Consider the following 24,005-nt stretch of genomic DNA (forward strand, 5'->3'; position numbering starts at 1 on the left):
CGTATACCTAGCGTCCGAACGGGTAGTGCTCGATACGACAGGCATGACTGTTGCCATCGCCTTTGCAGATACCGTCCAGGTAGCGGTAGTCGACTCGCACCGACTGCCCCTTCCTGGGCCATTGCCGACGGGGAAGCGTGGCCTGGTAGTCGGCTGTTTCCGGCGTGAACGTGAGTGTCGTCCCTTCCTTTGGGCACTCCACCGTGGTCGACTTCGGACTTGCCGTCAGGACCTTGGCTTGTAGTTGTGGGAAAGGGCGTTTAAGTACGTCGGTAATGTGCAGTTCCAGACGGCAGATTTGCCAGGTGGCTGCTTGTACGGGATCGCACAGGACCAAGAGTGCCAAAGCGAACGGCACAAGACAGGCGGCTTGTTTTTTCATATCGTTTCCCTGAGAGCCCCGATTCCATTGAGCGCCACTAGGCTGCTTCAGGATCATGACAGCAAACGCACAGTTTGTTGCCGTCAAGGTCTCGAAAGTAGGCACCGTAATAATCGGGGTGATAGTGGGGTCTTAACCCTGGAGGGCCTTCACAAGTGGCCCCGAAAGCCAACGCTGTAGCGTGGGTTTTCCTGACAGCCTCTCGGTTGGGCGCGAGTAGGGCCACCATCTGTCCGTTGCCCGGCTCACTTGCGTTGCCGTCAAACGGCGTGCCTATGACGAAGATCGGGCGGGGGGAGGCTGGCGCGACCCAACCGGCCCAAGCCTTGCTCGCCTCGCAGAATTTCAACGTGAGGCCAAGACCAGCCATTATCTTTGAATAGAAAGCGAAGGCACGATCGAAGTCGCGTATACCTAAATAAACGTGGGATATCATGACAGTCACCACTGAAGCGATGGATGAACGGGTTTACCAAGCCTGAGAAGTAAAAAGGAACTTTATCGTGGACACCATCCCCGTGCTCCAGACTCGGCGCCTCATCCTCACGCCCCTGCAGCTGAACGACGCACCGGCTATCCAGCAGTTATTTCCTCACTGGGACGTGGTGCGCTATCTCGACAGCCGCGTGCCTTGGCCCTATCCGGATGACGGCGCGCTGACCTACATCCGCGACCACGCGCTCCCCGCCATAGAAGCGGGCCGTGAATGGCATTGGATGATTCGCAGGTGCGAAGAACCGGCGCACAGCGTGGGAAGTATCAGCCTGTACGACCAGCCCGGCAACAACCGAGGCTTCTGGCTCGCCCCTCAATGGCAGGGAAACGGCTACATGCGCGAAGCCTGCGAGGCCATCGACGCCTATTGGTTCGAAACCCTGGGACGCCCCGTCATGCAGGTACCCAAGGCCGTGGGCAACCAGGCATCGCGCAGGGTGTCGGAGCGCGAAGGCATGCGCCTGATTGCGACGGGGCAGGGGGATTTCGTTTGTGGGCCGATGCTCAAGGAAATCTGGGAAATGAGGCGGGAGGATTGGCTCGAGCGCAAGGCCGCGTCAGGAATGTATCAAGTCAGCCACGGCAAGACGGATCATTGAGCGTAGGCACGAAAAAAACGCCCCATGATCATGGCAACTGCTTCCGTTGAAGATACCAGGGCTGTGTCTACGCTGAACGGCGCGTGATCCCAAGCTTCATATTCATGATTCTGGACTGACTGCCAGCTTGGCGGAGTCAGTCCGGGAATATCGATCTGCCTGGTTTCTACCCGCCGTTGGTGTTCCTGCTTATCCGAACAGATCACTTGGATATCCACTAGCTCAACACCTGACTGTCTGGCGATTGTGCTCCACGCCTCGCGGCTTAAGTCGTCGAGAAAATCGGCGTCAGCACTGGCCTTGGCCTGTATGTCGGTGCCTTCTGGTATGCCTGCGGTGGCGAGGTCAGCCGCTACTTTGGGTTGGCCGGGATGAAGGCGAACGGTTTTGGCTGGCTGTGAATCAAAGGCCCTGACTCAGTCAGGGCTTCGTGATTCCAGGGATAGACCGGAAAGGCGATTCCCAATGATTTGTAGGAAATGACCGTAGCCTCATCGCCCGGTCCCACGCTTATGCCCCCATTTGCATCCTCACGAATTCCACAATCCAATCGCACATTCCTTCGCGGCGCGGGATAATAAGCCCCGGCTTAAGGACACAAGCACTTCGCTTCGATGATGTTGGGCGGCTGAGAGGGATCGAACGCAATGACAGACTGGCTGCAAAGCTATGGAGAAATGGCCGCACAGGTACGTCGCTATGATTGGGCCAGCACTTCCATCGGGCCGTTGGAGCAATGGCCGGATGTGCTGAAGACCACCGTGGCGCTGAGCCTTGCCTCCCATTTTCCCAAGGCCATCGTATGGGGGCCGGATCTGATTACCCTGTACAACGATGCCTTCATGGCGATCCTCGGCAACAAACCCGATGCGCTGGGCCGTCGGTTCGACGAGATCTGGCAGGAAGCATGGAGCGAGATCGGTCCGATCGTGCAGGGTGCATTCGATGGGCAAGCGACCTATATCGAGAATTTCCCCTTGGTCGTCGAGCGGGGCGGCGGCCCTGAGCAGGCCTATTTCACTTTCTGCTACAGCCCCATCCGTGATCAGTACGGCAATGTCGTGGGCATGCTTGACACCGTCACCGAGACCACGTCGACCGTATTCATGACCCAACGCCTGGCCGTTCTCGATGCCATTGGCAGTGCGGTGGCCAACGCCACCGATCCGCAGGCCATCATGGCAACGACCACGCGCATCCTGGCGGCGCACTTGAATCTGTCCAATTGCGCGTATGCGGACATGGAGGAAGACGAGGATGCCTTCACGATTCGTGGCGACTGGGCCCGGGCGGGCTCGCCCAGTATCGTCGGGCATTACCGACTGGCCGATTTCGGTCGGCTGGCGGTCGCCAACCTGCGGGCCGGCAAACCGCTGGTGATCAACGACAATCTGGCGGAACTGGCGCCGAACGAAGCGGCGGCGTTCCAATCGATCGGTATCGCCGCCACCATTTGCGTCCCGCTGATCAAGAACGGGCGATTGACCGCTTTAATGGCGATCCATGATAGAACGCCCCGGGTCTGGTCTTCGAACGATCTGGCGCTGCTGATGGAAGTCACCGAGCGATCCTGGGCCCACATTGAGCGAGCCCGTGCCGACGCGGCCGTGCGCAAGGGGCTGGCGGCCCTGGCCGAACTGAACGCGACGCTGGAGGAACGGGTCGAGGAGCGTACCACGCGGCTGAAGCAGACCGAAGCCGCGCTTCGCCAGTCGCAGAAGCTCGAAGCTATTGGCCAGCTCACGGGCGGTGTGGCCCATGACTTCAATAACCTGCTGACCATCATTCGTTCTTCTGTTGATTTCCTGCGCATGCCCAATCTGTCCGATGAACGTCGCCAGCGCTACATGAGCGCGGTTTCCGATACGGTGGAGCGCGCTGCCAAATTGACCAGCCAACTGCTGGCGTTCGCCCGGCGTCAGCCCTTGAAACCGCAAGTGATCGATGTGGGCAAGCAAGTGCAGAGCCTGGGAGACATGCTGGAAACCATCACGGGGGCACGGATGCAGGTCAAGGTCGAGCTGTGCGACCGGCCCTGTTACATCCGGGCGGACCTGAGCCAGTTCGAAACGGCCCTGATCAACATGGCGTTGAACGCACGCGATGCCATGAGTGGTCAGGGCACGCTGTGGCTTCGGCTCAAATGCGGTGCAGGCATGCCGCCGATCCGTGGTCATGCAGGATCCGGGCAGGCTTTTGTCGCCGTGGCCCTGGCAGACACCGGTACGGGTATTGCGTCTGAATTCCTTGAGCACATCTTCGAGCCCTTCTTCACCACCAAGGAAGTGGGTAAGGGCACGGGGTTGGGCCTGTCCCAAGTGTTCGGCTTTGCCAAGCAATCCGGCGGCAACGTCGATGTTTCGACCGTTGTCGGCCAAGGCACGGTATTCACCTTGTACCTTCCGGAAGTCGAGGCCGAAAGGGTGCAGCGACCGGTGGAGGAAGAAACCACCCGCCTGATTCTGGACAAGGGCAGGCGGCGCGTATTGATCGTGGAAGACAATGTGGAAGTGGGGCGGTTTGCCAACCAGATCCTGCAGGACCTGGGTTACGAAACCGCCTGGGCTACCAACGCCGAGGAGGCACTGGATCTGGTCGGCCCGGATGCCATGGCCTTCGATGCGGTATTTTCCGATGTCGTCATGCCGGGTATCAGCGGTATCGCGCTGGCCAAGGAGCTGCGTCGACGTCGCGAGGACCTGCCAGTGGTATTGACGTCCGGCTACAGCGAGGAACTGGCACACAGTGGCCATGAAGGTTTCGAGTTCTTGTCCAAGCCCTACTCGGCCGATCAGGTTTCCCGGGTGCTGAGCCGGACGATAATGCGCACAGATTGAGTGTTTCCCTTTTGAAACAGTGGCTTCCATTCGTCGGTCAAGCGCGGATAGGACAGGCGGTCTGTTGATGACCGGCTAGTCTCAAAGCCTGAGGATCGATATTTTCAGGCAATCGGTTGTTGCCGGTCTCGGTCTCGACGTAAAGGGGAAGGCAATGGGAACACCGTACAGCGAGGATATTGGAGCTGTTTATCCGATCAATGAAGGGTTGCAGTGTGGTCAGTCGGCCTATCGGGCCGACTTTGGCGACGAGCCGATCAAATCCATCAGGACCAAGGTGCCGAAAGTGCAACGAGGGGAAAGAGCCAAATTCCTGCCCAGGGTGCCGGCCAGGAAATAGGATCAGTCGCAGCCCCGTCAGCGGACGGGGCTTTTTGCAAGTGCTTTCCAAGGGTTAGGGCGCTGGCAGCATCGACTGTCGGATAACTATTCTTCATCTTTTTTTATCGACGTTTCTTTCACGTTTCTTTCACACGCGCACACGTAGCCTGAGCTCATCCGTTAGAAAGCAGTACCTGCCCGTTTCCCCAGCGGGCTTTTTTTTGTCTGTCATAAAACTACCCTCGTGTTCGTTGTCCAACCGGCATGGCTGAGCCGTTTGGCGTAAACTCGCGCCCGCGCGCATCGGCCATCTCTCCCGATGCGGCATTCTTGAGGTTTTTATCATGCGTTTGACTTTGTCCACCCTGGTGCTTGGGCTTCTGGTTGCTCAAGGCGCGATGGCGGCTGGCGATGGTACCGCCGCGATCGGCGGTGGCCTTGGCGGGGTATTGGGTAATGTGGTCGGCCAGCAGATGGGCGGCAGCACGGGCGCCGCGATCGGCGCCGGTGTCGGCGGTGCCGCCGGCAGTGCGGTAGGGGCTCGCAAGGGCAGCCGTACGGAAGCTGCCATCGGCGGCGGCCTGGGGTCGGCCGGTGGTTCGATTATCGGCAACCGCCTGGGCGGCTCCACCGGTTCTACCATTGGCGCAGGCCTCGGCGGCGCGGCCGGTGGTGCATTGGGCAGCAACCTGTCCAACGACAACGACGGTCATTCCGGCAAGAAGCACAAGCACAAAAGAAAGCATCGCTGAGGTGATGTCTGGATGAGAGGACCCGGCCACGTGCCGGGTTTTCTTTTCCCGGGATTTGTCCGGAACGTTTATCTCGCTCCCGCCTCGAATCCATACATCCATTTGCAATCACGAGGTGTGCCATGACGCCGGAAACCGAAGGCCAGGAAGAAAAAGGCCCGTCGGGTGTCCCTTTCGTCAATGATCCGGGCAATGAAGACCCGGGTTCCTTGATGGATGACGCCCAGGTGCCTCTGATCGACGACGAAGACGCCGAGCTTGAAGAAGAATCCTACGATTGAGGCCGGGTAGTGCGCCTCAGGAGATTTGTCATGACCGCCGACCCACCTATTCCCGACGACGATGAAACCCCGGAATACCCGCTGCCATCGCCCACCGACTCCCTGGGTCGCGACCAGCGACCGCCTGATGACGACGCCGGCGTAGAGCAGGTACCGAACGAAGATGAGGACATTGAGGCGAGTCCGGACGATCCGGATATCGCCGGTGACGACGCTTCCGGCCAACCCAGCTGAAGACCGGGCCGCCTGTCGCTTGCGGGGCACCATTGACCCGTTATGAGGGCCACACATCAGGTAGGTAACTTGAAAAGGAGACTCACCATGATGAAGTCACACATGACCGCGCTGACACTTGCCGGGATTCTTTCAGCCAGTTCACTGGCGGTTTTCGCACAGTCCTCCGATGAGAACGCGCCCGTGGACAAAGGCGGGATGCCGCCCTCTACGCAAATGGATGCCGGCTCGACGTCCGGCGCCAACGGTAACGCCTTGCCTCCGGGATCTGTCAGCGGGGGGAACGGCGGCGATGCCAACGGCAGCAGTACCAGCCCCGGCACGGGAAGCGGGTCCACGAGCGGCGGTAGCTCCGTGGGTGGCGGTGCAAGCAGTGGAGGTGGCACGGGCACCAGCGACAGTGGTGGCAGCTCGGGTGGCTCCAGCGGTTCGAGCCAATAAATCAATCACAACGACCAATCCTGTAGGAGCGGGATGAAGACAGTTCAGCTCCTACAGGCTCCTTTCTCAGGCTTGTAAGATTTTTCGTTGCCTGTTCCATACCCCCCTCGTTATTCTGCTGAATCCTTTAAGGCAGACACCCCACCTGGCCGCACCTGAGCCATCCCCTGGAATGTTGTGTTGATAACGGATCAGATGCGATGAATGCACCGCACAAAGAGTTTGGCCCGATCAAGGCTGTGATTTTCGACATGGATGGGCTGCTGCTCGACACCGAGGGCATCTACACCGAGGTCACGTCCATTATTGCCGAGCGCTACGGACGCACCTTCGACTGGAGCGTGAAGCAGAACATCATTGGGCGTGGCGCTGGGGATCTGGCCCGTTATGTGGTCCAGGCCCTGGATCTGCCGATCACTGCCGAGGAGTTCCTGGTGATCCGGGAGCCCCTGATGCGCGAGCGTTTTCCTCATGCCCTGGGGATGCCCGGCGCCGAGGAGCTGGTACGGCATCTCAAGGCCCATGACATTCCCATTGCGGTGGGTACCAGTTCGTCGAGTCACACGTTCAAGCTGAAAACCACTTTGCACCGGGACTGGTTCGCGTTGTTCGATTTCATCGTCACTGCGGATGATCCGGAAGTGGGCGCGGCGAAACCGGCGCCGGATATTTTTCTCACCGCGGCCCGTCGCCTGGGGGTCGCTCCCCGTGATTGCCTGGTGTTCGAGGATTCGCCATTTGGCGTCACGGCCGCGAAAGCGGCGGGCATGACCGCCATCGCTGTCCCGGACTCGGCCATGGCCGACGAAAAATACGCCCATGCCGACGGGATCATTCGTTCGCTGAAGCTGTTCCAACCGGCCTTGTGCGGTTTGCCGGAACTGGAGTGGGCTTGAGGGCATGAGGCAAAAAACGCCGGCCACGGTTGAAACCCTGGCCGGCGTTTTTCATGGGGAGCGATCAGGCGCCGAAACCACCGTCGATGGTCAAGCTGGCCCCGGTGATATAGGCCGCTTCCGGGCCTGCCAGGTAGGCGACGAAACTGGCGATTTCATCAACTTTGCCATAGCGTCCGATGGCCATCAGCGACATCAGGCTTTCGGCGAAATCGCTGTCCGCCGGGTTCATGTCGGTGTCCACCGGGCCTGGCTGCACGTTGTTGACGGTAATGCCACGCGGGCCCAGGTCGCGGGCCAGGCCTTTGGTCAGGCCCACCAGGGCAGATTTGCTCATGGCGTAGGTGGCGCCGCCGGCGAAGGGCATGCGGTCGGCGTTGGTGCTGCCGATGTTGATTACCCGACCGCCTTCGGTCATGTGGCGTGCAGCCTCTTGGGTGGCGATGAACACGCTGCGCACGTTGACGGCCAGGGTCTGGTCGAAATCTTCCAGTTTGAACTCATCCAGTGGGGCCATGGCCAGGATACCGGCGTTGTTGACCAGGATGTCCAGACCGCCGAAGGCTTCGACGGTGGCCCTGACGGCGTTGCGAATGGCCTCGGCGTCGGCGCTGTCGGCCTTGATTGCCAGGGCCTTGCCACCGGCTGCGGTGATGCTGTTCTGCAATTCTTCGGACTTGGCGGCAGAGCTGACATAAGTGAAAGCCACCGCGGCGCCTTCCGCGGCCAGGCGCTTGACGATGGCGGCGCCGATGCCGCGGGAACCGCCCTGGATCAAGGCGACTTTGCCATTCAGTGTTTGCGTGCTCATGGTGTTCTCCAAAGGATGCCGGGGCGAGATGCCGCGGTGATGGGGGGAGTATCCGGATCGGCCCACACCTTGTGTAGACCGTCACTGATATAGTCTGTGTAAACCAAAAGTTTAGAATGGCGGCTATGGAGACTTTCAGCAGTATCGAATGCTTTGTGCGCAGCGCCGAAGTCGGTAGCTTTGCCGAAGCGGCACGCCGCCTGAGCATCACCCCGGCAGCCGTGGGCAAAAGTGTGGCCAAGCTGGAAGCGCGGCTGGGTGTGCGCCTGTTCCAGCGTAGCACTCGCCGCCTGACACTGACCGAAGCCGGCCAGTTGTTTCTGGAGGAGGTGAGCGGCAGCCTCAATACCATCCAGAATGCCGTTGCCAACCTGGCCAGCGCCGGCGGTCAGCCGGCGGGTACATTGAAGGTGAGCATGGGCACGGCATTTGGCCGGCTGTACATCGTGCCGTTGCTGGGCGCGTTTTTGCAGCGTTACCCGGCGATCAATCCGGACTGGCATTTCGACAATCGTCAGGTAGACCTGATCGGCCAAGGTTTCGATGCGGCCATCGGCGGCGGCTTTGAACTGCCCCAGGGAGTGGTGGCGCGCAAGCTGTCCGTGGCTCACCGGGTCCTGGTCGCCTCCCGGGACTATTTGCACAATCATGCCGCGCTGCGCGAGCCGGACGACCTGGCGCATCACCAGGGCATTCTGATTCGTTCGCCTCAAACCGGGCGGATCCGTTCGTGGCAACTGACCAGCCGGACAGGACAACACAGCCCGCTGATGCTCAAGGCACGCATGACCATGAGTGACTCGGAAGCCGACTGTGCAGCCGCCGCCCAAGGGCTGGGCATAGGGCTGGTGAGCATGCCGGTGGCCGTTCCTTACCTGGAATCAGGGGCGTTGCAGCGGGTGTTGCCGGATTGGTACGTCGACGATGGCAACATCTCCATCTATTACGCCGAGCACAAATTGCTGCCGGGCAAGACCCGGGCGTTTGTGGACTTCATCATTGAACAGTTTGCCGAGCAGGGGTGGGGAGAGCGGTTCAGGGCGGTGTGAGGTAGGCTGGCTCAGGACCGAGGTGGGCCCATCGCGAGCGGGCTCGCTCCCACAGGGACTGTAGTGACTGACATTGCAGTCACCACAAAACAGGGTGGGAGCGAGCCTGCTCGCGAAAAGGGCAATGCGGTCTTACCGCCCGAACCGCCCCGGCCAACCAATGATGGTCTTGGGGCGCGGTGTCGCATACGTGCGCACCTTGGAAGTCGACAACCCCAGCCGCACCAGAGACTCGGCAATGGTCACCGCTGCCGTCACCCCATCCACCACCGGCACTCCGGTGCGCTGGCGGATCCGTTCGTCGAGCCCGGCCATGCCGCCGCAACCCAGGCAGATGACTTCGGCCTTGTCCTGGCTCACCGCCAGTTCCGCCTGCTGCACGATCGCTTCGACTGCCCGCGGTGGGTCTTGCTCCAGCTCCAGCACCGCCAGGCCACTGGCCCGTACCGAGGCGCAGCGGTCGAACAGGCCGGACAGCTTGAGACGGTCTTCGATCAGCGGCACGGTACGGTCCAGGGTGGTGACCACCGAATATGCATGGCCAAGGAACATCGCGGTGCTGGCGCCGGCATCGGTGATATCCACCACCGGCACGTTCAGCAACTCCTGCAAACCTTCACGGCCATGCTCGCCGTAGCCGGCCTGGATCACTGCGTCGAATGGCTGGTCGTAGGACATGACCCGGTCCATCACCGCGATGGCGGCCAGGTAACTTTCGAAATTGCCTTCGATGGAATCTGCACCGAAATGCGGGGTGAGTCCGACAATCTCTGTTCCCGGTGCAGCGACGGCCTGGGCCTGGCGGGCAATGGCCTGGGTGATGGAGTCGGTGGTGTTGACGTTGACCACGAGAATTCGCATGAGCTTTTCCTTTTGAATCAATGACTGACGCTGTCCACAGCGATGGACTCACCGCTGACGTCTTCGTAGTACGGCTGGCGTTTGGCGATGATCAGGTAAAGCAGTCCTGCAATCCCGGCGCCAATCAACCAGGAGAACGGTGAAATGCTGTCGAAGCCGGGTACCAGCGCCAGGACAATGGCAATCAGCGCCGCCGGGATGAACGCCGCCACTGCACGCAGATTGACGCCATTGCTGTAGTAGTACGCGCCGTTGGGGTCTTCGCTGTACAACTGCGGCACATTGATCCGGCCTTTGCGGACGAGCCAGTAGTCGACCATGATCACGCCATACAGTGGCCCGAGCAGCGCACCCAGGCCGGACAGGAAATAGACGATTACCAAAGGGCTGTTGTAGAGGTTCCACGGCAGAATCAGCACGGCGATGGCGGCGCTGATCAGCCCGGCCCGGCGGAAGGTCAGGTATTTGGGCGCCAGGTTACTGAGCACGAACGCCGGGGCAACGAAGTTGGCCATGATGTTCACCGCCACGGTGACGATCAGGAACGCCAGGCAGCCGAGCACCAGGAAAAAGGTATTGGGGATCGAGGCGATGACCTGAGTCGGGCTCTCGATGATCTGTCCGTTGATCTGGAACTGCGCACCGCACAGCAGGACGGTGATCCCGGCGAATACCAGAATGTTCACCGGCAGACCCCAGAAATTGCCGACGATAATGGTCCGTCGGCACGGTGAGGAGCGTGCGAAATCGCAGAAATTGAGCACCAGCGTGCCGTAGATCGCCAGCCACAGCGCACCACCGGCAAAGATGTTGCGCCACATTTCTCCCCCGGTCAGTGGGTCGCGTATCGACCAGGCAATGGTCGCGCCGGCCTGGCTGTACATCCAACCGGCCAGGGCCGCGACAGTGACGAGGATCACTGGACCGGCAAAACCTTCATAGCGGCGCACCATTTCCATGCCGTAGGCCAGGATCACCAACTGCACGAACCAGATCGCCACGAAACACACCCAGCCCAGGCTCGACAGGCCGAGGATCGAATTGTGGTCATATTCGGCGAAGCCTGGGTGGATGGCCGTCAGCAGCACCCGGAACACCACGGACGCCAGGTAGGTCTGGATACCGAACCAGGCGATGGCAATGATCGCCCGGATCAATGCAGGAATCTGCGCTCCGTGGATACCGAAACTGATCCGGCTGATCACAGGGAACGGCACGCCGGTTTTTTGCCCCATGTAGCCGGACAGGTTCATGAAGCCATACACCAGCGCGGCACCGATGCCCAGGGACAAGAGGATCTGCCAGCCACCCAGACCCAGCGCATACAGACCGATGGCAAAGGAGTAGTTGGCGATGTTGTGTACGTCGTTGGTCCACAGGGCAAAGATACTGTAGCGACCCCAGCGCCGTCCTTCGGCCTTGGTCGGTGCCAGGTCTCTGTTATGCAGCCTGGGACTCAGGGTCAGTGGAGCGGGGGGCTTGGTATTCGGGGCGATAGTAGAGGAGGGTAGATCCAGCGCGATGTTATTGGAGAGACTTGTACGCATTCCGGCAGGCTCCTGATCCTCGGGGGCCGCGATGACTGTGCATGAGCCCGTGGCTCGGCAATCTTCGTCGCGGCAGGCGAGCATCCTTGGTTACGGGGCATCTGCAGCCTGTACGGGATAGGGCGCTTCAGGCTTGCGGATCTAAAGTGTGTGTATTTATTGTTCAATTTGTATACAAAACACTTGTCGACTTAAGCCATTTTTATGCCAGATCGAGGATCTAAAAGCCGAAGCGCTCATTTCGATTAGTTATCTTCGTGAGCTAAGTAATTGAAAGTAAGTGGCTTTAAATTGACCGTTTGAACAGGTATTTATTTTTCGTGAGACGTGCGTGAGGACGGTAGCGGAGCGGAGGGAGGCTAGAGGTGTAACTTTTTGGTGCGGTTATGAGAAGTTGCACACAAAAAATGCCACCTTGGGTGACATTTTTGTGTACGGGAATGCTTGTTACGGTGTTTCAGACCTTGGACTTGCTAATGATGTTGCCGGCGTGCAGCCCGCATTCCTTCTGCGTGGCTTCTTCCCACCACCAGCGACCTTCGCGCTCGTGCTGGTTTGGCAGTACCGGGCGGGTGCAGGGTTCGCAGCCGATGCTGATGAAGCCGCGTTCGTGCAGGCTGTTGTAAGGCAGCTCCAGCATGCGGATATAGCCCCAGACTTCCTCGCTCGTCATTTGCGACAGCGGGTTGAATTTGTACAGGGTGCGCTCCGGTGTGGAAAACGCCGTGTCGATTTCCAGTACCGCCACTTGACTGCGGGTGCCAGGGCTCTGGTCGCGGCGCTGGCCGGTGGCCCAGGCGCGGACATCGGACAGTTTGCGCCGCAGCGGCTCGATCTTGCGGATACCGCAGCATTCCCCATGGCCGTCCTTGTAGAAACTGAACAGGCCTTTTTCCTTCACGAACGGATCCAGTTTCGTATGGTCCGGCGAGACCAGTTCGATATCGATCTTGTAATGCTCGCGCACCTGGTCGATGAATCGATAGGTTTCCGGATGCAGGCGACCGGTGTCGAGGCTGAACACCTTGACGTTCTTGTTCAGCTTCCAGGCCATGTCCACCAGCACCACGTCCTCGGCGCCGCTGAAGGATATCCACAAATCATCACCGAATTCGGCGAAGGCCAGCTTGAGAATGTCTTGTGGAGACTTGTTGGCATAAGTCGTGGCGAGTTCCACGACGTCAAACGATGGGCTCATCAGGGCGGTTTCCTACAGGTCGGTGGCGCTGGGCGCTCTATATGGGGCTGATGGTAACAAAAGCTGTCGGAGCTGGCGCGTCCCTGTGCGTTGCGTGGGGTCGGACGAATGGCTAGAGTCGGCAGGGCTTTGTTCGCTCAACCGATAAACATCAGAATAAGTGGGAGTGTCTTGTGGAAATTGCCTGTCTCGACCTCGAAGGTGTGCTGGTCCCGGAGATCTGGATCGCCTTCGCCGAAAAAACCGGTATTGAGTCGCTCAGGGCGACCACCCGGGACATTCCCGACTACGACGTGCTGATGAAGCAACGCTTGCGCATCCTCGATGAGCATGGCCTCAAGCTCTCCGACATCCAGGAAGTCATCGCCACGCTCAAGCCCCTGGAAGGCGCCAGCGAATTCGTCGACTGGCTGCGCGAGCGTTTCCAGGTGGTCATCCTATCTGACACGTTCTACGAATTCTCCCAGCCGCTGATGCGCCAGTTGGGCTTCCCGACATTGCTCTGCCATCGTCTGATTACCGACGACAGCGGGCGGGTGACCGGTTATCAATTGCGTCAGAAAGATCCCAAGCGGCAGTCGGTCCTGGCCTTCAAGAGCTTGTATTATCGGGTGATCGCGGCGGGGGATTCCTACAATGACACCACGATGCTCGGCGAGGCCGATGCCGGGATTCTGTTCCATGCCCCAGAGAATGTGATCCGTGAGTTCCCGCAATTCCCGGCGGTGCATAGCTTTGCCGAGTTGAAGCAGGAGTTTATCAAGGCGTCGAACCGGTCCCTGAACCTGTAAACACAATCCCTGTGGGAGCGAGCAGGCTCGCTCCCACAGGGGCCGGTTACAAATTCTGTAATGTTTCCAGCAACACCTTCACTTTAGTGATTGATTCCTGATATTCCGCCTGCCAGTCCGAATCCGCGACAATCCCGCCACCGCCCCAGCAACACACCTGTCCATCCTTGACCAGCAGACTGCGGATGGCAATGGAACTGTCCATCTCCCCGCGCACGTCCAGGTATAACAACGATCCGCAATACAGTGCGCGTCGGGTCGGTTCCAGTTCATCGATGATTTGCATGGCGCGGATCTTCGGAGCGCCGGTGATCGAGCCGCCGGGGAAGCTGCCGGCGATCAGGTCAAGGGCGTCTTTACCCACGGCCAGTTCGCCGGTCACGCTGCTGACCAGATGGTGGACGTTCGGGTAGCTTTCCAGACTGAACAGCTCCGGCACCCGTACCGAGCCGATGCGGCAAGTGCGGCCCAGGTCGTTGCGCAGCAGGTCGACGATCATCAGGTTTTCCGCCCGGTCCTTGGGGCTGGCCAGCAGCTCGGCGGCATGGGCCGCATCTTCGGCGGGCGTGGTGCCGCGGGGGCGGGTGCCTTTGATCGGCCGGGTTTCCACCTGGCCGGCGCTGACTTTGACGAAGCGTTCCGGAGACAGGCTAAGCACCGTGCCGCCGTCGGGCAGGCTCTGGAAACCGGAAAACGGCGTCGGGCAGGCGGTACGCAGCGCCTGGTAGGCGGCCCAGGCATCGCCCCGGCACGGTGCGCGGAAGCGCTGGGCAAAGTTGACCTGATAACAGTCTCCCGCCTGGATATAGGCCTGGATCCGTTCGAGTGCCTGTCGATATTCATCGGCGCTCAGGTCGGGGGCCATGGGGCTTTCCAGTTTGAAGGTGACCTCTGCCGCCGGGATCGGTTGGCTGAACAGCTCGATCAGGCGCTCGCGTTCGCTTTCACCGCAATGGGGATGAAACACCAGTTGGCTGGTGCCGACCTGGTGGTCAGTGACCAGCGCCCAGTCGTACACGCCGAAACGCGCGTCAGGTAGTTGTAAATCATCCTTGGCGTGGGACGGCAAGGTTTCGAGGTGTCGGCCGAAGTCATAGCTCAAGTAGCCGATCACGCCGCCAGCGAAGGGCAATTGCAGCGTATCGGGTAATGCCGCCTGCCCGAGTTTTGTCAGGTGGCTGCGCAAGCGCTGCAGGAACAGGGCGCCGCTTTCGTCCGGTAACACCGCCAGTTGCGCCAGCGGCCAGGCGCTGAGCAAGTCATAACGTCCGCGCTCGGCACTCGGACGGCCGCTGTCGAGCAGCACGCTGCCGGGGGCATGGCGAATCGCCGCAAAGTACTCGGCAGGGTTGGCGCGGTAGGGTAAAGCATGTACGGAGCAGGTTGGCATGGGCGGGGCGAATCAGCCGTTCAGGCGGGGGGGCGATTGTAATCCCCTGTAGGATTTGCTCCTAGAGGGATGTCGGAGATGGGTACGTCCGGTGACTGAAATAGCTCTGCTTGACCCTGTAGGAGGGGATAAATCCCCTCCCACAGGTTATGTATCAGCCGTCAGGACAGGTTAAAGAAGTCACCCTTCAACCGGCGGGATATGCCCGAACAACTCTTGGGCAAATGCCACGCGCTCTTCCACGGTTTCAACCACGCCCCGGGCCTTGAGTTCTTCCAGGCGGGCCTCCACCGCATGGGTACGCAACGTCAGGCCGCAGTCGTTGGCAATCTGGATGTTCAGCCCTGGCCGCGCGTTCAGCTCCAGGATCAGCGGGCCTTTTTCCTGGTCCAGCACCATGTCGACGCCGATGTAGCCCAGTCCGCACAGCTCGTAGCACCCGGCGGCCAGTTTCATGAAGCCATCCCAGTAGGGCAGTTGCACACCGTCCACTGCGTTGGTGGTGTCGGGGTGCTTGGTGATGATGTTGTTCAGCCAGGTGCCGCGCAGGGTCAGGCCGGTGGCGAGATCGACGCCTACGCCGATGGCGCCCTGGTGCAGGTTGGCCTTGCCGCCGGACTGGCGGGTCGGCAACCGCAACATCGCCATCACCGGATAACCCATCAACACGATGATTCGGATGTCCGGCACACCTTCATAGCTGATGCTTTTGAAAATCTGGTCCGGCACCACGCGGTATTCGATCAGCGCCCGGTCGCGGTGCCCGCCCAGGGAATACAGGCCGGTGAGGATGCTGGAGATGTGATGCTCGATCTCCTCGTGGCTGATGATCTTGCCCGACACCGTGCGATAGCGGCCCTCGAAGCGGTCGGCGATCACAATGATCCCGTCGCCGCCCGCGCCTTGGGCCGGCTTGATGACGAAGTCGGTGCGCCCGCCGATGATCGAGTCGAGTTTTTCGATCTCCTTCTCGGTGGAAATGATCCCGTACAGCTCCGGCACATGAATGCCCGCGGCGATGGCCCGTTCCTTGGTGATGATCTTGTCATCCACGATGGGGTACAGGCTGCGCTTGTTGTACTTGAGCACGTAGTCGGCGTTACGCCGGTTGATGCCCATGATGCCGCGGGCTTCCAGGGCCTTCCAGGTCTTCCAGAGCCCGAACATTACGAGTCTGCCTTGACGAAGGCCTTGAACCGCACCAGCTCGGTCAGGCGGTAGCCACGGTAGCGACCCATGGCCAGCATGAAGCCCACCAGGATCAGCAGGATGGCCGGGAAGGTGAACACGAAGTAGACCAGCTCCGGCACGCTCATGATCAGGTGCGCCAGGGACGCGGCGAACAGCGTGCCGATGGCAACTTTCATCGCATGGCCGGCGCCGCGCTCTTCCCAGGTGATGGACAGGCGTTCGATGGTCATGGTCAGGATCACCATCGGGAACAGCGCCACCGACAGGCCGCGCTCCAGGCCCAGCTTATGGCTGAACAGGCTGATGGCGGCGATCAGCACCACCACGAACGTCAATACCACCGACAGTCTGGGCAGCATCTGCAATTTGAGGTGTTCCAGGTAGGAACGTAGCGACAGGCCCAGGGTCGTGATCACCGTGAACAGGATGATGCCGAAGCCCAGCTGGGTTTCGCGGAAGGCCAGGGCGATCAGCACGGGGGTGAACGTGCCGAGGGTCTGCAGGCCGACCAGGTTGCGCAGCACCAGGATCACCAGCACGCCGATCGGGATCATCACCATGATCATGAACGTCTGCTGGGTCTGCAGGGGCAGGCCGTAGAGCGAGTATTCGAGGAAGTTGGCGTCGGTGTTTTCGTCCGTCAGCTTGGCCAGGCGAATGGCGTTCATTTCGCTGTTGTTCATGCTGAAGGTCACGGTGGCTTTCTTGCCGCCATCGACGGTGATCAGGTTTTCATCGCCGGTCCACCACAGCAGGCGGTCGGTAGGCAGACCCTGTTCGCCGGTGTCCGGGTTGAAGTACAGCCAGTCGGTGCCGTTGAAGCTGCGCAGCCACAGTTCGGGTGTCTGCGGCTGATCGGCTACCAGCCGGATGGTGTGGACCTTTTCCACCGGCACATGGGCAATGGACAGCACCAGTTCGACGATCCTCGCCTTGTTGCTCGAGGAAACATCGCCGGCCAGCAGCAGTTTGACGTTGTCGTCGTTGAGGTTGTTGACCCGCTTGATGGCCTCGCTGATGAAGGTTTCCACGTCGGCCGAGTGCTGGCGGATCGGCGCCAGCAAGGCTTCGGCGGCAATCTTCTCCGGGCCTTCGACGGCGATGCTGTCGCGGAAGGTCGGGCCCTTGACCTTGGTCTTCTCGGCGCTGTAGCGCTTGGTCAGCACCAGCCGGTAATACAGCGTCTGGTTGCCCTTGGCCCGGCGGGCCGACCACGTCACCTTGCGGTTACCGTCGATCCGGTTCACCGCCACGCCGTAGTTGTTGGAAATGAAGCTCTCGTTGAGGCTCACATAGTCGCGGCTCAGGGGTGGCACGAACATCTGGACCTTTACGGGATCCTTGGCGTTGGGCACGAACTCGACCTTGGCGTCGATGTTCCACAGGTCGTCGGTAGCGTCTTCGGTCACCGGAATGCCGAGCACGAAAATCTGATAGGCCGTCACGGACAGGCCCAGCACCACCAGGATGGCGATCAGCATTTTCAGATGGAGGGTCAGGGAGCGCATTGGAATTACTCTGCGGTTTGAGCGGCATTGGCGCAGGCAGGTTTGCCGGCAGCGTATTTGAGACTGGGGTCGACCAGCGCGTCGAAGCGCTTGAGCGCTTCGGAGCCGATCAGCAACGGGTATTGGAATGCACTGCGGTCGGTCAGGTTCACTTCGATGCTGCGCAAGGCGGAGCCCATGCAGATGTCCAGTTCGATAACCGGCCGGGCCGTGTATTTCTTGCCTTCTTCCGGGTCGTAGTCACCTGCGCGGCGCTTGATCTTGCTGACCCGGGCCAGGGGACGTTCGATGGGGTGCGAATGAGCAGCGTCGATAGCGAGGTAGAAACGCACCCAGGATTCGCCATTGCGTTTGAAACGCTTGATGTCTCGAGCACTGAGCGAAGCGGTCTTGGCGCCGGTATCGAGCTTGGCGGCGACCTCCAGGTCGATACCCTGCAGGGCGGCATATTCGTTGAGGCCGTACACGGTTTTCTCACCCGCCGCGGCAAAAACGGGCAGGCACATGAAACAAAGAACAGCAGGTAAGGGCTTGAGTGTCATAGATCCTGGTGCACGGCGTTCCGTTTATCGGTTCAGGCCCTGGCATTGCTGCACAAGCTCCTTGGGTAGCCTTCTCTATTGATAGAAGAGCAGTAAACAGCGGCGGCATTCTAGCACGGTGGTTTTCTGACGCCACCGCTGGCCGGAGGCTACGAGGTGCCCTTTGCAGTGGGGCACTTATCAGCGGTCATTAGACGATTGTCGACAATCTACATTTTTTCTTTGACGTTTATCTGTCAGTTGGTTAGTTTTTGCTTCATTGATATTTAAGGTGTCGACAATATGCTTGACCAGCTCGAATCACCGGCGATGGCTCAGGACGACTCGGAGACACTTTCCGAGAACGTCTTCCGGCGTATCCAGGCGGCTATCGTCAAAGGGGAAATTGCCCCCGGCAGCAAGATTTCCGAACCCGAGCTGGCTCGCACCTACGGCATTAGCCGCGGTCCGCTGCGCGAGGCAATCCATCGTCTGGAAGGCCAGCGCCTTCTGGTACGTGTACCCCATGTCGGTGCCCGGGTGGTGTCGCTCAATCACGCGGAATTGCTGGAACTCTACGAGATCCGAGAGTCCCTGGAGGGCATGGCCTGTCGTCTGGCGGCCGAGCGCATGACTCTGGAAGAAATCGACGAGCTGCGCCGAGTCCTGGAAACCCACGAGCGCGACGCCGCGTTCCAGGCCGGGGTCGGCTACTACCAGCAGGAAGGCGATTTCGACTTCCATTACCGGATTATCCAGGGCAGCGGCAACCGCACCTTGACCCAGATGCTCTGCGGCGAGCTGTATCAACTGGTGCGCATGTACCGCATCCAGTTTTCCACCACGCCCAACCGTCCACGCCAGGCTTTTGCCGAGCACCACCGGATTCTCGATGCCATCGCCGACCGTGACGGCGAACTGGCCGAATTATTGATGCGCCGGCACATCGGCGCTTCCAAACGCAACATCGCGCGTCATTACCAGGACAGCGCCACCACTGAACGAGGTGAGTCATGAGTTCCAGCAACAGCACGCCAGGTCAGCGATTCCGCGATGCGGTCGCCAACGAGCATCCGCTGCAAGTGGTGGGCACCATCAACGCCAACCATGCGTTGCTGGCCAAGCGCGCCGGTTTCAAGGCGATCTACCTGTCGGGCGGCGGCGTTGCAGCCGGCTCCCTCGGCGTGCCGGACCTGGGCATCACCGGTCTGGATGACGTGCTGACCGATGTGCGGCGGATCACTGACGTCTGCGACCTGCCCCTGCTGGTGGACGTGGACACCGGTTTCGGCTCCTCGGCCTTCAATGTGGCCCGCACCGTCAAGTCGATGATCAAGTTCGGCGCGGCGGCCATCCATATCGAAGACCAGGTGGGCGCCAAGCGTTGCGGCCATCGTCCGAACAAGGAAATCGTCTCGCAGCAGGAGATGGTCGACCGCATCAAGGCCGCTGTCGATGCCCGTACCGACGACAGTTTCGTGATCATGGCGCGCACCGATGCTTTGGCCGTGGAGGGGCTGGACTCCGCCCTGGATCGCGCCGCCGCGTGCATCGAGGCCGGCGCCGACATGATTTTCCCCGAAGCCATTACCGAGCTTGAGATGTACAAGCTGTTCGCCAGCCGCGTAAAGGCGCCGATCCTCGCCAACATCACTGAATTCGGCGCGACACCGCTGTACACCACCGAGCAGCTCGCCGGCGCCGATGTGTCCCTCGTCCTGTACCCGCTGTCGGCGTTCCGCGCCATGAACAAGGCGGCCGAGAACGTCTACACCGCGATCCGCCGCGACGGCACGCAACAGAACGTCATCGACACCATGCAGACGCGCATGGAGCTCTACGATCGTATCGACTACCACACCTTCGAGCAGAAGCTCGATGCGTTGTTCGCCGCAAAGAAATAAGGCACGCCTCTACAACTTGCCGATTCCCTACAAATTCAAGAACTGGAGACAGCAAATGGCCGAAGCAAAAGTACTCAGTGGCGCCGGGCTCCGCGGCCAGGTGGCCGGGCAGACCGCATTATCCACCGTGGGCCAGTCCGGTGCCGGCCTGACCTATCGCGGCTACGACGTTCGTGAGTTGGCGGCTGACGCGCAATTCGAAGAAGTGGCGTACCTGCTGCTGTATGGCGAACTGCCGACACGGGCGCAATTGGACTCCTACATCGGCAAGCTGCGTCAACTGCGTGACTTGCCACAAGCCCTGAAGGAGGTGCTGGAGCGAATTCCCGCCGACGCCCATCCGATGGACGTCATGCGCACCGGCTGCTCGTTCCTGGGTAACCTGGAGCCGGAGCAGGACTTCTCCCAGCAGCGTGACAAGACCGACCGCCTGCTCGCCGCGTTCCCGGCGATCATGTGCTACTGGTATCGCTTCAGCCACGAAGGCCAGCGCATCGAATGCGTGACCGACGAGCCATCCATCGGCGGCCATTTCCTGCACCTGCTGCACGGCAAGAAGCCGAGCGACTTGCACGTCAAAGTCATGAACGTGTCCCTGATTCTTTACGCAGAGCACGAATTCAACGCCTCGACCTTCACCGCCCGGGTTTGCGCCTCGACCCTGTCGGATCTGTTCTCCTGCATCACCGCCGCCATCGGTTCGCTGCGCGGCCCGCTGCACGGTGGCGCCAACGAAGCGGCGATGGAAATGATCGAACGCTTCGACTCGCCGGAAGCGGCGATCAAGGGCACGCTGGGCATGCTTGAGCGCAAGGACAAGATCATGGGCTTCGGCCACGCGATCTATAAGGACAACGACCCGCGCAACGAGGTGATCAAGGGCTGGTCGAAAAAACTCGCCGAGGAAGTGGGCGACACCGTCCTGTTCCCGGTGTCCGAAGCCATCGACAAGACGATGTGGGAACAGAAGAAACTGTTCCCCAACGCCGACTTCTACCATGCCTCGGCGTACCACTTCATGGGCATCCCGACCAAGTTGTTTACGCCGATCTTCGTCTGCTCGCGCCTGACCGGCTGGGCCGCCCATGTGTTCGAACAACGCGCCAACAACCGCATCATCCGCCCGAGCGCCGAATACACCGGCGTCGAACAGCGCAAGTTCGTGCCAATCGAACGACGCTGAGCTGGAGGGGCGCTGACGCTGCAACTGACGGAATCTGAAACCCCTTGTGGGAGCGGGCTTGCTCGCGAATGCGAACTGACATCCAACATCGATGCCGACTGATACACCGCCTTCGCGAGCAAGCCCGCTCCCACAGGGGACCGAGTTCACTTCAGTCGCTGCGCCGCCCCTCTGAAACCACCGTGACCGAGTCCTGACGATGAACACAGAATTTCGCAAACCGCTGCCCGGCACTTCGCTGGATTATTTCGACGTTCGCGGGGCCGTGGAGGCCATCCGCCCTGGGGCCTATGACGGCCTGCCGTACACCTCCCGCGTACTGGCGGAGAACCTGGTGCGTCGCTGCGACCCGGCCACGCTGAACGAATCGCTGTTGCAACTGATCGAGCGCAAGCGTGACCTGGACTTCCCGTGGTTCCCGGCCCGGGTGGTGTGCCATGACATCCTCGGTCAGACCGCCCTGGTAGACCTCGCCGGTCTGCGTGATGCCATCGCCCGGCAGGGCGGCGATCCGGCGCAGGTCAATCCGGTGGTGCCGACCCAACTGATCGTCGACCACTCATTGGCGGTGGAAAGCGGCGGCTTCGACCCCCAGGCGTTCGCCAAGAACCGCGCCATCGAAGACCGGCGCAACGAAGACCGTTTTCACTTCATCAACTGGACCAAGAAAGCCTTCAAGAACGTCGACGTGATTCCGCCGGGTAACGGGATCATGCACCAGATCAACCTGGAAAAAATGTCGCCGGTGATCCAGCAACGCGACGGCGTGGCGTTCCCCGATACCTGCGTCGGTACCGACAGCCACACCCCCCACGTTGATGCCTTGGGCGTGATCGCCATCGGTGTCGGTGGCCTGGAAGCCGAAAGCGTGATGCTGGGCCGCGCCTCGTGGATGCGTCTGCCGGAGATCATCGGCGTCGAGCTGACCGGCAAGCTGCAAGCGGGCATCACCGCCACCGATATGGTGCTGGCGCTGACCGAGTTTCTGCGCAAGCAAAAAGTCGTTGGTGCTTGGTTGGAGTTCTTTGGCGAAGGCGCCCGCGCCCTGACCCTGGGCGACCGCGCGACCATCTCGAACATGGCCCCGGAATATGGCGCTACAGCGGCGATGTTCCATATTGACCAGCAGACTATCGACTACCTGAAACTCACCGGCCGCGAAGACGCCCAGGTGCAACTGGTGGAAACCTACGCCAGGCAGGTGGGCCTGTGGGCCGACAGCCTGCAAGGCGCGCAATATGAGCGTGGCCTGACCTTCGATCTGTCTTCCGTAGTGCGCAACATGGCCGGCCCGAGCAACCCGCACGCCCGCGTTGCGGTTTCGGATCTGGCCGCCAAGGGGATCTCCGGTCAGTGGGACGAGGTGCCGGGGCAAATGCCCGATGGCGCCGTAATCATCGCTGCCATCACCAGTTGCACCAACACCAGCAACCCGCGCAACGTGATCGCCGCCGGCCTGCTGGCGCGCAATGCCAATCGCCTGGGCCTGACCCGCAAGCCGTGGGTCAAGTCGTCCTTGGCACCGGGTTCGAAAACCGTGGCGCTGTACCTGGACGAAGCCGGCCTGACGCCGGAACTGGAGAAGCTGGGTTTTGGCGTGGTGGCGTTTGCCTGCACCACCTGTAACGGTATGTCCGGCGCACTGGACCCGGTGATCCAGCAGGAAATCATCGACCGCGACTTGTACGCCACCGCCGTGCTGTCGGGTAACCGCAACTTCGACGGACGCATCCACCCGTACGCCAAGCAGGCGTTCCTCGCTTCGCCGCCATTGGTCGTGGCCTACGCCATTGCCGGGACCATCCGCTTCGACATCGAGAAGGACGTGTTGGGCGTGGTGGATGGCCGGGAAATCCGACTCAAGGACATCTGGCCGAGTGACGAGGAAATCGAAGCGGTGGTGAAGGCCTCGGTGAAACCGGAGCAGTTCCGTCAGGTGTACATCCCGATGTTCGCCATCCAGGAGGACACAGGGCCGAAAGTCACGCCGCTGTACGACTGGCGCCCGCAAAGCACCTACATTCGTCGCCCTCCGTATTGGGAAGGCGCGCTGGCCGGCGCCCGACCGCTCAAGGGCATGCGCCCATTGGCGGTGCTGCCGGATAACATCACCACGGATCACCTGTCACCGTCCAACGCCATCATGCCGGACAGCGCCGCGGGCGAGTACCTGGCGAAAATGGGCCTGCCGGAAGAGGACTTCAACTCCTACGCCACGCACCGGGGCGACCACCTGACCGCCCAACGTGCCACCTTCGCCAATCCGAAACTGTTCAACGAAATGGTCCAGGAAAACGGCAAGGTCAAGCAGGGCTCGCTGGCGCGGGTCGAGCCGGAAGGCAAGGTCATGCGCATGTGGGAAGCCATTGAAACCTACATGGAACGCAAGCAACCGCTGATCATCATTGCCGGCGCCGACTACGGCCAGGGCTCGTCCCGTGATTGGGCGGCCAAGGGCGTACGCCTGGCCGGTGTGGAAGCGATTGCCGCCGAAGGCTTCGAGCGCATCCACCGCACCAACCTGGTGGGCATGGGCGTGTTGCCGCTGGAATTCCTGCCTGGCACCAATCGCAAGACCCTGGGCATCGACGGCACTGAAATCTATGACGTGATCGGCGAGCGGACGCCGCGTACGACGCTGACCCTGGTGATCACTCGCAAGAACGGCGAGCGCGTCGAAGTGCCGGTGACCTGCCGTCTCGACACGGCCGAGGAAGTGTCGATCTACGAAGCCGGCGGCGTGTTGCAGCGCTTCGCCCAGGACTTCCTCGAATCGGCGGCCGTTTGAAATCTCGTTTCAGTACTCAGGAGTA

Annotated in this window: 23 protein-coding genes and 1 pseudogene; 13 read left to right on the top strand and 11 right to left on the bottom strand. The window is 60.7% G+C overall.

The window, feature by feature from the left end; all coding sequences use genetic code 11:
* Positions 1-7 precede the first annotated feature (7 nt).
* Both LCU97_RS19530 and LCU97_RS19535 read right to left on the bottom strand, forming a co-directional pair.
* The gene (locus tag LCU97_RS19530) at positions 8-382 is read right to left on the bottom strand and encodes a hypothetical protein (RefSeq protein ID WP_232777510.1); all 375 of its coding nucleotides are present in this window, start codon (positions 380-382) and stop codon (positions 8-10) included.
* Between the two features lie 37 nt (positions 383-419).
* Positions 420-818: a VOC family protein gene (locus LCU97_RS19535; protein ID WP_232777511.1), complete on the bottom strand. Its 399-nt coding sequence runs from the start codon at positions 816-818 to the stop codon at positions 420-422.
* A 67-nt stretch (positions 819-885) separates the two neighbouring features.
* On the opposite strand from LCU97_RS19535, the gene LCU97_RS19540 reads away from it, so the two are divergent.
* The gene (locus tag LCU97_RS19540) at positions 886-1,476 is read left to right on the top strand and encodes a GNAT family N-acetyltransferase (protein ID WP_232777512.1); all 591 of its coding nucleotides are present in this window, start codon (positions 886-888) and stop codon (positions 1,474-1,476) included.
* Here the strand turns inward: LCU97_RS19540 and LCU97_RS19545 are convergent.
* A pseudogene (locus LCU97_RS19545) lies at positions 1,470-1,742 on the bottom strand (AAA family ATPase); the annotation flags it as partial. The gene LCU97_RS19540 and the pseudogene LCU97_RS19545 sit on opposite strands and share 7 nt — an antisense overlap.
* A gap of 381 nt (positions 1,743-2,123) precedes the next feature.
* Here LCU97_RS19545 and LCU97_RS19550 point away from each other — a divergent pair.
* From LCU97_RS19550 to LCU97_RS19575, 6 genes are all read left to right on the top strand, one after another.
* Complete coding sequence (locus LCU97_RS19550) at positions 2,124-4,313, top strand: response regulator (protein ID WP_053150345.1); 2,190 nt, start codon at positions 2,124-2,126, stop codon at positions 4,311-4,313.
* Between the two features lie 665 nt (positions 4,314-4,978).
* A complete protein-coding gene (locus LCU97_RS19555; RefSeq protein ID WP_053150353.1) occupies positions 4,979-5,386 on the top strand; it encodes a glycine zipper domain-containing protein in 408 nt (135 codons plus the stop codon).
* 122 nt (positions 5,387-5,508) lie between these two features.
* Entirely contained in the window at positions 5,509-5,667 is a 159-nt protein-coding gene (locus LCU97_RS19560) for a hypothetical protein (RefSeq protein ID WP_172679609.1), read from the top strand.
* 30 nt (positions 5,668-5,697) lie between these two features.
* Positions 5,698-5,901, top strand: coding sequence for a hypothetical protein (locus LCU97_RS19565; protein WP_232777513.1), 204 nt, complete (start codon positions 5,698-5,700; stop codon positions 5,899-5,901).
* Between the two features lie 87 nt (positions 5,902-5,988).
* Complete coding sequence (locus tag LCU97_RS19570; protein ID WP_232777514.1) at positions 5,989-6,342, top strand: hypothetical protein; 354 nt, start codon at positions 5,989-5,991, stop codon at positions 6,340-6,342.
* Between the two features lie 200 nt (positions 6,343-6,542).
* Positions 6,543-7,238, top strand: a complete 696-nt coding sequence (locus tag LCU97_RS19575) for an HAD-IA family hydrolase (RefSeq protein ID WP_053150360.1) — start codon at positions 6,543-6,545, stop codon at positions 7,236-7,238.
* A gap of 64 nt (positions 7,239-7,302) precedes the next feature.
* Here the strand turns inward: LCU97_RS19575 and LCU97_RS19580 are convergent, their stop codons facing one another.
* Entirely contained in the window at positions 7,303-8,049 is a 747-nt protein-coding gene (locus LCU97_RS19580; protein ID WP_053150363.1) for a 3-oxoacyl-ACP reductase family protein, read from the bottom strand.
* A 125-nt stretch (positions 8,050-8,174) separates the two neighbouring features.
* On the opposite strand from LCU97_RS19580, the gene LCU97_RS19585 reads away from it, so the two are divergent.
* Positions 8,175-9,098 (top strand): LysR family transcriptional regulator, encoded by a 924-nt coding sequence (locus LCU97_RS19585; protein ID WP_053150367.1) that lies wholly within the window; start codon positions 8,175-8,177, stop codon positions 9,096-9,098.
* Between the two features lie 132 nt (positions 9,099-9,230).
* Here the strand turns inward: LCU97_RS19585 and LCU97_RS19590 are convergent, their stop codons facing one another.
* The 3 genes from LCU97_RS19590 to LCU97_RS19600 all read right to left on the bottom strand — a co-directional run bounded on the left by LCU97_RS19590 (position 9,231) and on the right by LCU97_RS19600 (position 12,704).
* Positions 9,231-9,959, bottom strand: coding sequence for an aspartate/glutamate racemase family protein (locus LCU97_RS19590; RefSeq protein WP_053150369.1), 729 nt, complete (start codon positions 9,957-9,959; stop codon positions 9,231-9,233).
* A 17-nt stretch (positions 9,960-9,976) separates the two neighbouring features.
* Entirely contained in the window at positions 9,977-11,506 is a 1,530-nt protein-coding gene (locus LCU97_RS19595; protein ID WP_232777515.1) for an NCS1 family nucleobase:cation symporter-1, read from the bottom strand.
* A gap of 457 nt (positions 11,507-11,963) precedes the next feature.
* Positions 11,964-12,704 carry a phosphoadenylyl-sulfate reductase gene (locus LCU97_RS19600; RefSeq protein WP_053150377.1) on the bottom strand — a complete coding sequence of 247 codons (741 nt, stop codon included), beginning with the start codon at positions 12,702-12,704 and terminating at the stop codon, positions 11,964-11,966.
* Positions 12,705-12,877: 173 nt separating this feature from the next.
* On the opposite strand from LCU97_RS19600, the gene thrH reads away from it, so the two are divergent.
* Entirely contained in the window at positions 12,878-13,495 is a 618-nt protein-coding gene (thrH, locus tag LCU97_RS19605; RefSeq protein WP_232777516.1) for a bifunctional phosphoserine phosphatase/homoserine phosphotransferase ThrH, read from the top strand.
* A gap of 46 nt (positions 13,496-13,541) precedes the next feature.
* Here the strand turns inward: thrH and pabB are convergent, their stop codons facing one another.
* From pabB to rloA, 4 genes are all read right to left on the bottom strand, one after another.
* Positions 13,542-14,885: an aminodeoxychorismate synthase component I gene (gene pabB / locus LCU97_RS19610; RefSeq protein WP_232777517.1), complete on the bottom strand. Its 1,344-nt coding sequence runs from the start codon at positions 14,883-14,885 to the stop codon at positions 13,542-13,544.
* Positions 14,886-15,065: 180 nt separating this feature from the next.
* Positions 15,066-16,052, bottom strand: a complete 987-nt coding sequence (locus LCU97_RS19615; protein ID WP_053150389.1) for an alpha-L-glutamate ligase-like protein — start codon at positions 16,050-16,052, stop codon at positions 15,066-15,068.
* Positions 16,052-17,584: an osmotic stress tolerance membrane protein RloB gene (rloB, locus tag LCU97_RS19620; RefSeq protein WP_053150393.1), complete on the bottom strand. Its 1,533-nt coding sequence runs from the start codon at positions 17,582-17,584 to the stop codon at positions 16,052-16,054. Before rloB ends, LCU97_RS19615 begins: the two co-directional genes overlap by 1 nt.
* A 5-nt stretch (positions 17,585-17,589) precedes the next feature.
* Entirely contained in the window at positions 17,590-18,126 is a 537-nt protein-coding gene (rloA, locus tag LCU97_RS19625; RefSeq protein WP_053150397.1) for a retropepsin-like aspartic peptidase RloA, read from the bottom strand.
* A gap of 282 nt (positions 18,127-18,408) precedes the next feature.
* On the opposite strand from rloA, the gene LCU97_RS19630 reads away from it, so the two are divergent.
* The 4 genes from LCU97_RS19630 to acnD all read left to right on the top strand — a co-directional run bounded on the left by LCU97_RS19630 (position 18,409) and on the right by acnD (position 23,980).
* Positions 18,409-19,122: a GntR family transcriptional regulator gene (locus LCU97_RS19630; RefSeq protein ID WP_232777518.1), complete on the top strand. Its 714-nt coding sequence runs from the start codon at positions 18,409-18,411 to the stop codon at positions 19,120-19,122.
* The gene (gene prpB / locus LCU97_RS19635; RefSeq protein ID WP_232777519.1) at positions 19,119-20,009 is read left to right on the top strand and encodes a methylisocitrate lyase; all 891 of its coding nucleotides are present in this window, start codon (positions 19,119-19,121) and stop codon (positions 20,007-20,009) included. Before LCU97_RS19630 ends, prpB begins: the two co-directional genes overlap by 4 nt.
* A gap of 55 nt (positions 20,010-20,064) precedes the next feature.
* Positions 20,065-21,192 (top strand): bifunctional 2-methylcitrate synthase/citrate synthase, encoded by a 1,128-nt coding sequence (gene prpC / locus LCU97_RS19640; RefSeq protein WP_232777520.1) that lies wholly within the window; start codon positions 20,065-20,067, stop codon positions 21,190-21,192.
* Positions 21,193-21,391: 199 nt separating this feature from the next.
* Positions 21,392-23,980 (top strand): Fe/S-dependent 2-methylisocitrate dehydratase AcnD, encoded by a 2,589-nt coding sequence (gene acnD / locus LCU97_RS19645; RefSeq protein WP_232777521.1) that lies wholly within the window; start codon positions 21,392-21,394, stop codon positions 23,978-23,980.
* Positions 23,981-24,005: the final 25 nt, after the last annotated feature.

Source organism: Pseudomonas uvaldensis, assembly GCF_021271205.1.
Taxonomy (GTDB): Bacteria; Pseudomonadota; Gammaproteobacteria; order Pseudomonadales; family Pseudomonadaceae; genus Aquipseudomonas; species Aquipseudomonas uvaldensis.